The organism is Pseudomonas sp. GM78 (assembly GCF_000282475.1).
Lineage (GTDB): Bacteria > Pseudomonadota > Gammaproteobacteria > Pseudomonadales > Pseudomonadaceae > Aquipseudomonas.
This window is the reverse complement of record NZ_AKJF01000208.1, coordinates 26,282-38,440: the sequence shown is the minus strand read 5'-3', so window position 1 is coordinate 38,440 and position 12,159 is coordinate 26,282. Positions and strand designations below refer to the sequence as shown.

General features: G+C 56.8%; 16 protein-coding genes. 1 reads left to right on the top strand and 15 read right to left on the bottom strand.

Annotation, left to right across the window (positions count from 1 at the left end):
- The first annotated feature begins 12 nt into the window (after positions 1-12).
- Positions 13-2,847, top strand: a complete 2,835-nt coding sequence (gene uvrA / locus PMI35_RS02495; RefSeq protein ID WP_008065726.1) for an excinuclease ABC subunit UvrA — start codon at positions 13-15, stop codon at positions 2,845-2,847.
- 65 nt (positions 2,848-2,912) lie between these two features.
- On the opposite strand, the gene bfr is transcribed toward uvrA, so the two are convergent.
- From bfr to rpsH, 15 genes are all read right to left on the bottom strand, one after another.
- Entirely contained in the window at positions 2,913-3,377 is a 465-nt protein-coding gene (bfr, locus tag PMI35_RS02500) for a bacterioferritin (protein ID WP_008053867.1), read from the bottom strand.
- 149 nt (positions 3,378-3,526) lie between these two features.
- Entirely contained in the window at positions 3,527-4,981 is a 1,455-nt protein-coding gene (locus tag PMI35_RS02505; RefSeq protein ID WP_008065725.1) for a catalase, read from the bottom strand.
- Between the two features lie 238 nt (positions 4,982-5,219).
- Complete coding sequence (gene rplQ, locus PMI35_RS02510) at positions 5,220-5,606, bottom strand: 50S ribosomal protein L17 (RefSeq protein ID WP_007970429.1); 387 nt, start codon at positions 5,604-5,606, stop codon at positions 5,220-5,222.
- A 42-nt stretch (positions 5,607-5,648) separates the two neighbouring features.
- Positions 5,649-6,650, bottom strand: coding sequence for a DNA-directed RNA polymerase subunit alpha (locus PMI35_RS02515; protein ID WP_007970428.1), 1,002 nt, complete (start codon positions 6,648-6,650; stop codon positions 5,649-5,651).
- 22 nt (positions 6,651-6,672) lie between these two features.
- A complete protein-coding gene (gene rpsD, locus PMI35_RS02520; protein ID WP_003176404.1) occupies positions 6,673-7,293 on the bottom strand; it encodes a 30S ribosomal protein S4 in 621 nt (206 codons plus the stop codon).
- 18 nt (positions 7,294-7,311) lie between these two features.
- Entirely contained in the window at positions 7,312-7,701 is a 390-nt protein-coding gene (gene rpsK / locus PMI35_RS02525; protein ID WP_002555466.1) for a 30S ribosomal protein S11, read from the bottom strand.
- Between the two features lie 30 nt (positions 7,702-7,731).
- Entirely contained in the window at positions 7,732-8,088 is a 357-nt protein-coding gene (gene rpsM / locus PMI35_RS0133145) for a 30S ribosomal protein S13 (protein WP_009045849.1), read from the bottom strand.
- Between the two features lie 129 nt (positions 8,089-8,217).
- Positions 8,218-8,334 (bottom strand): 50S ribosomal protein L36, encoded by a 117-nt coding sequence (gene rpmJ, locus PMI35_RS34320; protein WP_002555468.1) that lies wholly within the window; start codon positions 8,332-8,334, stop codon positions 8,218-8,220.
- 24 nt (positions 8,335-8,358) lie between these two features.
- Positions 8,359-9,687, bottom strand: coding sequence for a preprotein translocase subunit SecY (secY, locus tag PMI35_RS02530; protein WP_008065724.1), 1,329 nt, complete (start codon positions 9,685-9,687; stop codon positions 8,359-8,361).
- Positions 9,688-10,125, bottom strand: coding sequence for a 50S ribosomal protein L15 (gene rplO, locus PMI35_RS02535; RefSeq protein ID WP_003228720.1), 438 nt, complete (start codon positions 10,123-10,125; stop codon positions 9,688-9,690).
- A gap of 3 nt (positions 10,126-10,128) precedes the next feature.
- Entirely contained in the window at positions 10,129-10,305 is a 177-nt protein-coding gene (gene rpmD, locus PMI35_RS02540; RefSeq protein WP_003176408.1) for a 50S ribosomal protein L30, read from the bottom strand.
- Positions 10,306-10,307: 2 nt separating this feature from the next.
- Positions 10,308-10,808: a 30S ribosomal protein S5 gene (gene rpsE / locus PMI35_RS02545; RefSeq protein ID WP_003186035.1), complete on the bottom strand. Its 501-nt coding sequence runs from the start codon at positions 10,806-10,808 to the stop codon at positions 10,308-10,310.
- A gap of 3 nt (positions 10,809-10,811) precedes the next feature.
- Positions 10,812-11,162, bottom strand: coding sequence for a 50S ribosomal protein L18 (rplR, locus tag PMI35_RS02550; protein WP_003186037.1), 351 nt, complete (start codon positions 11,160-11,162; stop codon positions 10,812-10,814).
- 10 nt (positions 11,163-11,172) lie between these two features.
- Complete coding sequence (rplF, locus tag PMI35_RS02555; RefSeq protein ID WP_003176412.1) at positions 11,173-11,706, bottom strand: 50S ribosomal protein L6; 534 nt, start codon at positions 11,704-11,706, stop codon at positions 11,173-11,175.
- A gap of 12 nt (positions 11,707-11,718) precedes the next feature.
- A complete protein-coding gene (rpsH, locus tag PMI35_RS02560; RefSeq protein ID WP_008065722.1) occupies positions 11,719-12,111 on the bottom strand; it encodes a 30S ribosomal protein S8 in 393 nt (130 codons plus the stop codon).
- Positions 12,112-12,159 lie beyond the last annotated feature (48 nt).

Here is a 12,159-nt window from a genome sequence, read left to right as displayed (position 1 = left end):
AGCGAGGCCACCTTGGACAAGATCCTGATTCGTGGGGCTCGAACCCACAACCTGAAGAACATCGACCTGACCCTGCCACGGGACAAGCTGATCGTCATCACCGGCCTGTCCGGCTCGGGCAAGTCGTCCCTGGCTTTCGACACCTTGTACGCCGAAGGCCAGCGCCGCTACGTCGAGTCGCTGTCGGCCTACGCCCGGCAGTTCCTGTCGATGATGGAAAAACCTGACGTCGACACCATCGAGGGCCTGTCGCCGGCGATTTCCATCGAGCAGAAGTCGACCTCGCACAACCCGCGTTCGACCGTCGGCACCATCACCGAGATCTACGACTACCTGCGCCTGCTGTATGCACGCGTGGGCATTCCGCGTTGCCCGGATCACGACATTCCCCTGGAGGCGCAGACCGTCAGCCAGATGGTCGACCTGGTCCTTGCCCAACCGGAGGGCAGCAAGCTCATGCTGCTGGCCCCGGTCATTCGCGAGCGCAAAGGTGAGCACCTTTCAGTCTTCGAAGAACTGCGCGCACAAGGTTTCGTCCGTGCCCGGATCAACGGCAAGCTGTATGAGCTGGACGAAGCACCGAAGCTCGATAAACAGAAAAAACACACCATCGATGTGGTGGTCGACCGCGTCAAGGTCCGCGCCGACCTGCAACAGCGCCTGGCCGAATCCTTCGAGACCGCGCTGAAACTGGCAGACGGCATCGCCCTGGTGGCGCCGATGGACGACGAGCCGGGCGAAGAGATGATTTTCTCCGCGCGCTTCGCCTGCCCGATTTGCGGGCACGCCATCAGCGAACTCGAGCCCAAGCTGTTTTCCTTCAACAACCCGGCCGGCGCCTGCCCGACCTGCGATGGCTTGGGGGTGAAGCAGTTCTTCGACATCAAGCGCCTGGTCAATGGTGAGCTGACCCTGGCCGAAGGTGCGATTCGCGGCTGGGACCGGCGCAACGTCTTTTACTTCCAGATGCTCGGCTCGCTGGCCTCCCACTACAAGTTCAGCCTGGAAGTGCCGTTCAACGAACTGCCGGCCGATCAGCAGAAGAGCATCCTGCACGGCAGCGGCTCGCAAAACGTCGATTTCAAATACCTGAATGACCGGGGCGATATCGTCAAGCGCTCGCACCCGTTCGAAGGCATCGTGCCGAACCTGGAACGTCGCTATCGTGAAACCGAGTCGGCCTCGGTACGCGAAGAGCTGGCCAAGTTCCTCAGCACCCAGTCCTGCCCCGATTGCCGCGGCACCCGTCTGCGTCGCGAGGCGCGGCATGTGTGGGTCGGCGAGAAAACCCTGCCGGCGGTGACCAACCTGCCGATCGGCGATGCCTGCGATTATTTCGAAGGAATGAAGCTGACTGGCCGTCGTGGCGAGATTGCCGACAAGATCCTCAAGGAAATTCGCGAGCGCCTGCAGTTCCTGGTCAACGTCGGGCTCGATTATCTCTCGCTGGATCGCAGCGCAGACACCCTGTCCGGTGGTGAGGCACAGCGTATCCGCCTGGCCAGCCAGATCGGCGCCGGGCTGGTGGGCGTCCTGTACATCCTCGACGAGCCCTCGATCGGCCTGCACCAGCGTGATAACGACCGCTTGCTTGGCACGCTGAAACACCTGCGGGACATCGGCAACACGGTGATCGTGGTCGAGCACGATGAAGACGCGATTCGCCTGGCCGACTATGTAGTGGATATCGGTCCGGGCGCAGGGGTTCACGGCGGGCACATCGTCGCCGAAGGTACGCCTGCCGAGGTGATGGCGCATCCCGATTCCCTGACCGGCAAGTACCTGTCGGGCCGGGTGAAGATCGCGGTGCCGGCCAAGCGTACGCCGCGCAACAAGAAGCTGTCGCTGACGCTCAAGGGCGCCCGTGGCAACAACCTGCGCAACGTCGACCTGGAGATCCCTATCGGCCTGCTGACCTGCGTGACCGGCGTGTCCGGTTCAGGCAAGTCGACGCTGATCAACAACACGCTCTTTCCGTTGAGTGCCACGACGCTCAACGGTGCAACCACCCTGGAAGCGGCTGCTCACGACAGCATCAAGGGCCTGGAACACCTGGATAAGGTCGTCGACATCGACCAGAGTCCCATCGGCCGTACGCCACGCTCCAACCCGGCCACCTACACCGGCCTGTTCACACCGATTCGCGAGCTGTTTGCCGGCGTGCCGGAGTCCCGCTCACGCGGTTATGGCCCGGGACGTTTCTCCTTCAACGTGAAGGGCGGACGCTGCGAAGCCTGCCAGGGTGATGGCCTGATCAAGGTGGAAATGCACTTCCTGCCGGACATCTATGTGCCGTGCGATGTGTGCAAGAGCAAGCGCTACAACCGCGAAACCCTCGAGATCAAATACAAGGGCAAGAGCATCCATGAAACCCTCGAGATGACCATCGAGGAAGCCCGGGAGTTCTTCGACGCAGTACCGGCCCTGGCGCGCAAGCTTCAGACATTGATGGACGTGGGACTGTCGTACATCAAGCTGGGACAATCGGCGACCACGCTGTCCGGTGGTGAGGCCCAGCGGGTCAAGCTGTCTCGTGAACTGTCCAAGCGCGACACTGGCAAGACCCTGTACATCCTTGATGAGCCGACCACCGGCCTGCACTTCGCGGACATCCAGCAACTACTGGACGTGTTGCATCGACTGCGCGACCACGGCAACACGGTGGTGGTGATCGAACACAACCTCGACGTCATCAAGACCGCTGACTGGCTGGTGGACCTGGGCCCGGAAGGCGGCTCCAAGGGTGGGCAGATCATTGCCGTCGGCACGCCGGAAGAAGTCTCGGAGATGAAGCAATCCCATACCGGTTATTACCTCAAGCCTCTGCTGGAGCGTGACAGGGCTTAACCGGCGCCCATGAAAAAGCCCCTGTCACTTCAGCGGTAACAGGGGCTTTTTTGTATCTGCCGCAATCAGGTGTGTGATTGCAGGTAATTCTCGAGACCGATCAACTTGATCAGGCCCAGCTGCTTTTCCAGCCAGTAGGTGTGATCTTCTTCGGTGTCGTGCAATTGGACCCGCAGCATTTCGCGGCTGACATAGTCCTTGTGCTGCTCGCAAAGCTTGATGCCCTTGCACAGCGCAGCCCGCACCTTGTATTCCAGGCGCAAGTCCGCTTCGAGCATTTCTGTCACCGTGGTGCCGACATCCAGATCGTCCGGACGCATGCGCGGCGTGCCTTCCAGCATCAGGATCCGGCGCATCAGAGCATCAGCGTGCCCGGCTTCTTCTTCCATCTCGTGGTTGATTCGTTCGTAGAGCTTGGTGAAACCCCAGTCCTCATACATCCGCGAGTGGACGAAATATTGATCACGCGCGGCCAGTTCGCCGGTCAGCAACGTGTTGAGGTAATCGATAACGTCTGGGTGGCCTTGCATCGCCCTACATCTCCCTGCTTTAAAGTCTGTAGTTTGAACCAACCTGACCGCAACGTCACTCGCAATACGCAATAAAAGCGAAGATATTCTGAGAAAAGCAGGTTAAATAACGCAAAAACCGCCCGAATAAGGGCGGTTCTGCTTCTCATTTAGACTTCGTTAAGCTGTACGTTGAGCAGCGTTGCGATTGCTTCTCCATACGCCGGATCGGCCTTGAAGAAATGCTGCAACTGACGGTCGACGACGTCGCTTGAAACACCTGCCATGGCGCCTGCAATGTTGTTGACCAGCAGCGTTTTCTGCTCATCACTCATCAAGCGGAACAATGCGCCGGCGTGGCTGTAGTAGTCCGTGTCTTCGCGATGGTCGTAGCGATCCGCTGAGCCACTTAATGCCAGCGCGGGCTCAGCATAACGGGGCGCCTGCTTTGGTGACTCGATATAGCTGTTGGGCTCGTAGTTTGGAGCCGCACCACCATTGCTGCCAAAAGCCATCGAGCCATCGCGCTGATAGGTGTTAACCGGGCTGCGCGGGGCATTCACCGGCAATTGCTGGTGATTGGTGCCGACGCGGTAGCGGTGCGCATCAGCGTAAGCGAACACGCGACCTTGCAGCATGCGATCCGGCGACAGACCAACGCCTGGCACCATGTTGCTTGGGCCGAATGCGGCTTGCTCGACCTCGGCGAAGTAGTTCAGTGGATTTCGATTGAGCTCCAACTCACCGACTTCGATCAACGGAAACTCCTGCTGCGACCAGGTCTTGGTCACGTCGAACGGGTTCTCGTAGTGCGCTGCCGCCTGAGCCTCGGTCATGATCTGGATGCACACACGCCATTTCGGGAAGTCACCGCGCTCAATGGCTTCGAACAAGTCGCGCTGGGCGTAATCCGGATCGGTACCTGCCAGGCGCGCCGCCTCTGCAGGTGCGAGATTCTTGATCCCTTGCTGGGTCTTGTAGTGCCACTTCACCCAATGACGCTCGCCTGTGGCGCTGATCAGGCTGTAGGTGTGGCTGCCGAAGCCGTGCATGTGGCGGTAGCCGTCGGGAATGCCCCGGTCGGAGAATAAAATGGTGACCTGGTGCAACGCTTCCGGAGAATGCGACCAGAAGTCCCACATTGCCTGTGCGCTTTTGAGGTTACTTTGCGGCAGGCGTTTTTGGGTGTGGATAAAGTCCGGGAATTTGAGCGGATCGCGGATGAAGAACACTGGCGTGTTGTTGCCGACAATGTCCCAGTTGCCTTCTTCGGTGTAGAACTTCAGCGCGAAGCCGCGAGGATCGCGCTCGGTATCCGCCGAACCGCGCTCGCCACCGACAGTGGAGAATCGCAGGAAGGTTGGCGTTTGCTTACCGACTGCCTCAAACAGCTTGGCGCTGGTGTATTGGCTGATATCGCGAGTAACGGTAAACGTACCGTAAGCACCCGAGCCCTTGGCGTGCACGCGACGCTCCGGGATGTTTTCACGGTTGAAGTGGGCCAGCTTCTCGATCAGGTGGAAATCGTCGAGCAGTAATGGGCCGCGAGGACCGGCGGAGCGGGAATTCTGGTTGTCGGCGACAGGAGCGCCACTGGCGGTTGTAAGCGTGTTGTTTTGGCTCATGTGATCTTCCTTCCTCTGTCGGTCTTGAACTGCCGGCTAATCGGCTGAGAGGGAGTATTGATCATCAATGTGACACCTACAAATTCATTAACCTGCAGACATCGATAGAAAATTACTAATTATCATCCCCGACCCATGATGACCACTTGAAGCGGGTGACCGCTTGTACGCAGCGCGCTTTTCTTACAGACACGAAAAACCGGGCACTAGGCCCGGTTCTTTGTTTCAGACTGACGTCTTACTCGGCGGATACAGCTTCGCCAGCAGTAGCACGATCAACCAACTCGACGTACGCCATAGGCGCGTTGTCGCCAGCGCGGAAACCGCACTTGAGGATGCGCAGGTAGCCACCCTCACGGGTAGCGTAACGCTTGCCCAGGTCGTTGAAGAGCTTACCAACGATAGCTTTCGAACGAGTACGGTCGAAAGCCAGACGACGGTTAGCAACGCTGTCTGTCTTGGCCAAAGTGATCAGCGGCTCGGCAACGCGGCGCAGTTCTTTAGCTTTTGGCAGAGTAGTTTTGATCAGCTCGTGCTCGAACAGCGACACCGCCATGTTTTGGAACATGGCCTTGCGGTGCGAGCTGGTGCGGCTCAGGTGACGACCACTTTTACGATGACGCATGGTTCATTCCTTACCAAACACTACGTTCGGTGATTACGACGATCAGGCAGTCGCCTTGTCGTCCTTCTTAAGACTTGCAGGCGGCCAGTTGTCGAGGCGCATGCCGAGGGACAGACCGCGGGAGGCCAGAACGTCCTTGATTTCAGTCAAGGATTTCTTGCCCAGGTTCGGAGTCTTCAACAGCTCTACTTCGGTACGCTGAATCAGGTCGCCGATGTAGTAGATGTTTTCCGCCTTAAGGCAGTTAGCCGAACGTACAGTCAGTTCCAGATCGTCAACCGGGCGAAGCAGGATCGGATCGATCTCGTCTTCCTGCTCGACAACCACTGGCTCACTGTCACCTTTGAGGTCGACGAACGCAGCCAACTGCTGTTGCAGGATGGTTGCAGCACGACGGATAGCCTCTTCAGGATCCAGGGTACCGTTGGTTTCCAGATCAATAACCAGCTTGTCCAGGTTAGTACGCTGCTCGACACGGGCGTTTTCCACCACGTATGCGATACGGCGAACCGGGCTGAACGAAGAGTCAAGCTGCAAGCGACCGATGCTGCGGCTTTCGTCTTCATCGCTCTGACGCGAGTCTGCCGGTTCATAACCACGACCACGAGCTACTACGAGCTTCATGTTCAGGGCGCCGTTAGACGCCAGGTTAGCGATTACGTGATCGGGATTAACGATCTCGACATCATGATCCAGCTGAATATCGGCAGCGGTAACCACCCCCGAACCCTTCTTCGACAAGGTCAGCGTAACTTCGTCACGGCCGTGCAGCTTGATAGCCAGACCTTTAAGGTTCAACAGGATTTCAATTACGTCTTCCTGTACACCTTCGATGGCGCTGTACTCGTGGAGCACACCGTCAATCTCGGCCTCGACTACTGCACAGCCGGGCATTGAGGACAACAGGATGCGGCGCAGCGCGTTGCCCAGGGTGTGGCCAAAGCCACGCTCGAGAGGCTCGAGCGTGATCTTGGCGCGGGTTGGACTGACAACTTGCACATCAATATGGCGAGGTGTCAGGAACTCATTTACCGAAATCTGCATGGATGCACCTATTTTCTAGCCCTTACTTGGAGTAGAGCTCGACAATCAGGCTTTCGTTGATGTCGGCGGACAGATCACTGCGAGCTGGAACGTTCTTGAAAACGCCCGACTTCTTCTCAGTGTCTACTTCTACCCATTCTACGCGGCCACGTTGGGCACACAGATCGAGAGCTTGGACAATGCGAAGTTGGTTTTTTGCTTTCTCGCGAACAGCAACCACGTCACCAGCACGAACCTGGTAGGACGGAACGTTAACGGTCTGACCGTTTACGCTGATCGACTTGTGCGATACCAGCTGACGGGATTCGGCACGAGTCGAACCAAAGCCCATACGGTATACGACGTTGTCCAGACGGCATTCGAGCAGTTGCAGCAGGTTTTCACCGGTTGCACCTTTCTTGCCAGCAGCTTCTTTGTAGTAGCCGCTGAACTGACGCTCGAGAACGCCGTAGATACGACGGACCTTCTGCTTTTCACGCAGTTGGGTGCCGTAATCGGACTGGCGACCGCGGCGTTGGCCGTGGATACCAGGTGCTGCTTCAATGTTGCACTTCGATTCGATCGCGCGCACGCCGCTCTTCAGGAAGAGATCGGTGCCTTCGCGACGAGCGAGTTTGCATTTTGGACCAATGTAACGAGCCATTCTTTACAATCTCCTGGATTACACGCGGCGCTTCTTCGGCGGACGGCACCCGTTGTGCGGGATTGGCGTCACGTCGGTGATGCTGGCGATCTTATAGCCACAGCCGTTCAATGCACGGACAGCAGACTCACGACCTGGACCTGGACCTTTGACGTTTACGTCGAGGTTTTTCAGGCCATATTCCAGCGCAGCTTGACCAGCACGTTCAGCAGCTACTTGAGCAGCAAACGGGGTGGACTTGCGGGAACCGCGGAAACCCGAACCACCGGAGGTAGCCCAAGAAAGCGCGTTACCTTGACGGTCGGTGATGGTCACGATGGTGTTGTTAAAAGAAGCATGGATGTGGGCGATGCCATCAACCACTGTCTTTTTAACTTTTTTACGAGGACGAGCAGCAGGTTTTGCCATGATTAATTTCCTGTCGATTCGCGTGGGCGATTACTTGCGGATCGGCTTACGCGGACCTTTACGGGTACGCGCGTTAGTCTTGGTACGCTGACCGCGTACTGGAAGACCACGACGATGACGCAGACCACGGTAGCAACCGAGGTCCATCAAACGCTTGATTTTCATGTTGATTTCGCGACGCAGGTCACCTTCAGTGGTGAACTTCGCCACTTCGCCACGCAACTGCTCAATCTGCTCGTCGCTCAGATCTTTGATCTTTGCGGCTGGGTTTACCCCAGTCTCTGCGCAAATTTTCTGCGCAGTAGTGCGACCAACACCATAGATGTAGGTCAGCGAGATAACAGTGTGCTTGTTATCTGGAATGTTAACGCCTGCAATACGGGCCATTCAGTGGGACTCCAATTGACAGCTACCTACGCCCCGGAAGCCAAGAAATAGGGCGCGAGATAATATCGCTGTAATAACAAATAATCAACCCGGCAGCGCACTAGCTGCCGGGCTTCAAGCAGATCACACTCAGCCTTGGCGCTGTTTGTGACGCGGTTCCGCGCTGCAAATTACTCGAACAACACCTTCGCGGCGAATAATCTTGCAGTTACGGCACAGCTTTTTCACCGATGCACGAACTTTCATCACCAACTCCTCGAACCTTATGGGTCAGCGCAGCATGCCGCTGCCGTAACCCTTCAGGTTGGCTTTCTTCATCAGGGATTCGTACTGGTGCGAAACGAGGTGCGATTGTACTTGGGACATGAAGTCCATCACAACCACGACGACGATCAGCAACGAGGTCCCGCCAAGGTAGAACGGTACGTTGGCTGCAACCACCAGGAACTGGGGCAACAGGCAGACGGCCGTCATGTAAAGAGCACCGAACAGGGTCAAACGAGTCAGTACGCCATCAATGTAGCGCGCAGACTGCTCACCTGGACGGATACCCGGAATAAAGGCACCGGACTTCTTCAGGTTCTCCGCTACGTCTTTCGGATTGAACATCAACGCCGTATAGAAGAAGCAGAAGAAAATAATCCCTGCACTAAACAGCAGAATATTCAACGGCTGACCAGGAGCGATCGACTGCGAGATGTCCTGCAACCAGCCCATACCTTCAGACTGGCCGAACCAGGCACCCAACGAAGCCGGGAACAGCAAGATGCTGCTCGCGAAAATAGCCGGAATAACACCGGCCATGTTCACCTTCAGCGGCAAGTGGCTTGTCTGCGCAGCGAAGACCTTGCGGCCCTGCTGACGCTTGGCGTAGTGAACAGCAATACGACGCTGACCACGCTCAATGAACACCACGAAACCGATAATCGCTACTGCCAGCAAACCGATGGCAACCAGGGCGAAGATATTGATATCACCCTGACGCGCAGACTCGAAAGACTGCCCGATCGCTCTCGGAAGACCGGCGACGATACCCGAAAAAATCAACATCGAGATACCGTTGCCAACACCACGCTCAGTAATCTGCTCACCCAGCCACATCATGAACATCGCACCAGCCACAAAAGTGGTTACCGCGACGAAATGAAAGCTAAAGTCACCAGTGAACGAAACGCCCTGCCCTGCCAGACCAATGGACATGCCAATGGCCTGGACAAGAGCAAGAACGACGGTGAGGTAGCGGGTGTACTGGCTGATCTTGCGACGGCCAGCTTCACCTTCCTTCTTCAACTGCTCCAGCTGCGGGCTGACGGCGGTCATCAGTTGCATGATGATCGATGCCGAAATGTACGGCATGATCCCCAGTGCAAAGATGCTCATCCGCTCCAGCGCGCCGCCGGAAAACATGTTGAACAAGCTAAGAATGGTCCCCTCATTCTGTCGAAACAGGTCCGCGAGTCGGTCCGGGTTGATACCTGGAACCGGGATGTGTGCGCCTATTCGGTAGACGATAATCGCCAGGAACAGAAAACGCAGACGAGCCCAGAGTTCAGACATACCGCCTTTGCCGAGCGCAGAGAGAGCACCTTGCTTAGCCATTTATTCCTCGAACTTGCCGCCAGCTGCTTCGATAGCCGCACGCGCACCTTTGGTGGCGCCGATTCCCTTGCCGATAGTGACAGCGCGAGTCACTTCACCGGACAGCATGATTTTCACACGCTGTACGTTGACGTTGATCACGTTGGCATCTTTCAGGGACTGCACGGTGACGATGTCGCCTTCCACTTTAGCCAGCTCGGACAGACGCACTTCTGCGCGGTCCATGGCTTTCAGGGAAACGAAACCGAACTTCGGCAGGCGACGATGCAGCGGCTGTTGACCGCCTTCAAAGCCTGGAGCGATGGTGCCACCGGAGCGGGAAGTCTGACCTTTGTGACCACGGCCACCAGTCTTACCCAAACCACTACCGATACCACGGCCCGGACGATGCTTTTCGCGACGGGAACCCGGCGCTGGACTCAGATCATTGAGTTTCATCGATTAACCCTCGACACGCAGCATGTAGTAAGCCTTGTTGATCATCCCGCGATTCTCGGGAGTATCCTGGACTTCTACAGTGTGACCGATGCGACGCAGACCCAGACCCTTAACACACAGTTTGTGGTTAGGGATGCGGCCGGTCATGCTTTTGATCAGCGTAACTTTAACGGTAGCCATGATCAGAAGATCTCCTTGACGCTTTTGCCACGCTTGGCAGCGATGGACTCAGGAGACTGCATTGCTTTCAAACCCTTGAAAGTGGCGTGAACCACGTTTACCGGGTTAGTCGAGCCGTAGCACTTGGCCAGAACGTTCTGAACGCCAGCAACTTCGAGAACGGCACGCATTGCGCCGCCAGCGATGATACCGGTACCTTCAGAAGCAGGCTGCATGTACACCTTCGAAGCGCCGTGGGCGGACTTCATTGCGTACTGCAGGGTGGTGCCGTTCAGATCAACCTGGATCATGTTGCGGCGAGCAGCTTCCATTGCCTTCTGGATCGCAGCAGGCACTTCACGCGACTTGCCACGGCCGAAGCCAACACGCCCTTTACCATCACCAACCACGGTCAACGCGGTGAAAGTGAAGATACGGCCGCCTTTAACGGTTTTGGCTACGCGGTTAACTTGAACCAGCTTCTCGATGTAGCCTTCGTCGCGCTTTTGGTCGTTATTTGACATAACTTAGAACTCCAGCCCAGCTTCACGAGCAGCATCAGCCAGCGCTTTAACGCGGCCGTGGTACTTGAAGCCAGAGCGGTCGAAAGCCACCTGCGAGACGCCAGCGGCCTTAGCACGCGTAGCGACCAGCTGGCCAACCTTAGTGGCCGCGTCGATGTTGCCAGTGGCGCCATCACGCAGTTCTTTATCCAAAGTCGAGGCGCTTGCCAGGACTTTGTTGCCGTCGGCCGAAATGACCTGGGCGTAGATGTGCTGCGACGAGCGGAACACGCAGAGACGCACGACTTCGAGTTCGTGCATTTTCAGGCGTGCTTTGCGAGCGCGACGCAGTCGAGTAACTTTTTTGTCGGTCATTTGCTATGCCCTACTTCTTCTTGGCTTCTTTACGACGGACGACTTCGTCCGCGTAGCGCACACCTTTGCCTTTGTACGGCTCTGGTGGACGGAAGTCGCGGATCTCGGCGGCCACTTGACCTACCAGCTGCTTATCGATGCCCTTGATCAGGATATCGGTCTGGCTAGGAGTCTCAGCGGTGATGCCTTCCGGCAGTTCATAATCCACTGGGTGCGAGAAGCCAAGAGCCAGGTTCAGCACTGTGCCTTTTGCTTGCGCTTTGTAACCAACACCGACCAGCTGGAGCTTGCGCTCGAAGCCTTGGCTTACGCCTTGGACCATGTTGTTTACCAACGCACGAGTGGTACCAGCCATTGCGCGAGTTTGTTGATCGCCATTGCGAGCAGCGAAACGCAGCTCACCAGCTTCTTCAACGATCTCAACGGACGAATGGATGTTCAGTTCGAGAGTGCCCTTGGCACCCTTCACCGAAAGCTGTTGGCCTGCGAATTTTACTTCGACGCCGGCTGGCAGCTTAACGGGGTTCTTAGCGACGCGAGACATGCTTATCCCCCCTTAGAACACAGTGCAAAGAACTTCGCCGCCGACACCGGCAGCGCGCGCAGCACGATCAGTCATCACACCCTTGTTGGTGGAGACGATAGACACACCGAGACCGCCACGTACTTTTGGCAGATCATCGACGGACTTGTACTGACGCAGGCCTGGACGGCTAACGCGCTTCACTTCTTCGATAACCGGACGGCCTTCGAAGTATTTCAGCTCGATAGACAGCAGTGGTTTTGTTTCGCTGCTGATCTGATAACCCGCGATGTAACCTTCGTCCTTCAGGACTTTGGCAACAGCTACCTTCAACGTGGAAGATGGCATGCTTACGACGGACTTTTCAGCCATCTGGGCATTACGGATTCGAGTTAGCATGTCCGCTAACGGGTCCTGCATACTCATGGGCTAGACGCTCCTAATACAGAAAAATTAGCCTTGCGGCTACTACGT

Bases quoted from the DNA above. Each gene is read 5' to 3' on its own strand.
- rpsE (WP_003186035.1), bottom strand. From the start codon at position 10,808: ATGTCAAATAACGACCAAAAGCGCGACGAAGGCTACATCGAGAAGCTG.
- rplO (WP_003228720.1), bottom strand. From the start codon at position 10,125: ATGAAACTCAATGATCTGAGTCCAGCGCCGGGTTCCCGTCGCGAAAAG.
- rplR (WP_003186037.1), bottom strand. From the start codon at position 11,162: ATGACCGACAAAAAAGTTACTCGACTGCGTCGCGCTCGCAAAGCACGC.
- rpsD (WP_003176404.1), bottom strand. From the start codon at position 7,293: ATGGCTCGTTACATTGGTCCAAAATGCAAACTCGCTCGTCGCGAAGGC.
- rplQ (WP_007970429.1), bottom strand. From the start codon at position 5,606: ATGCGTCATCGTAAAAGTGGTCGTCACCTGAGCCGCACCAGCTCGCAC.
- secY (WP_008065724.1), bottom strand. From the start codon at position 9,687: ATGGCTAAGCAAGGTGCTCTCTCTGCGCTCGGCAAAGGCGGTATGTCT.
- rpsK (WP_002555466.1), bottom strand. From the start codon at position 7,701: ATGGCAAAACCTGCTGCTCGTCCTCGTAAAAAAGTTAAAAAGACAGTG.
- rpmD (WP_003176408.1), bottom strand. From the start codon at position 10,305: ATGGCTACCGTTAAAGTTACGCTGATCAAAAGCATGACCGGCCGCATC.
- PMI35_RS02505 (WP_008065725.1), bottom strand. From the start codon at position 4,981: ATGAGCCAAAACAACACGCTTACAACCGCCAGTGGCGCTCCTGTCGCC.
- PMI35_RS02515 (WP_007970428.1), bottom strand. From the start codon at position 6,650: ATGCAGATTTCGGTAAATGAGTTCCTGACACCTCGCCATATTGATGTG.
- bfr (WP_008053867.1), bottom strand. From the start codon at position 3,377: ATGCAAGGCCACCCAGACGTTATCGATTACCTCAACACGTTGCTGACC.
- rpmJ (WP_002555468.1), bottom strand. From the start codon at position 8,334: ATGAAAGTTCGTGCATCGGTGAAAAAGCTGTGCCGTAACTGCAAGATT.
- rpsH (WP_008065722.1), bottom strand. From the start codon at position 12,111: ATGAGTATGCAGGACCCGTTAGCGGACATGCTAACTCGAATCCGTAAT.
- rplF (WP_003176412.1), bottom strand. From the start codon at position 11,706: ATGTCTCGCGTCGCTAAGAACCCCGTTAAGCTGCCAGCCGGCGTCGAA.
- rpsM (WP_009045849.1), bottom strand. From the start codon at position 8,088: ATGGCCCGTATTGCAGGCGTTAACATTCCAGATAACAAGCACACTGTT.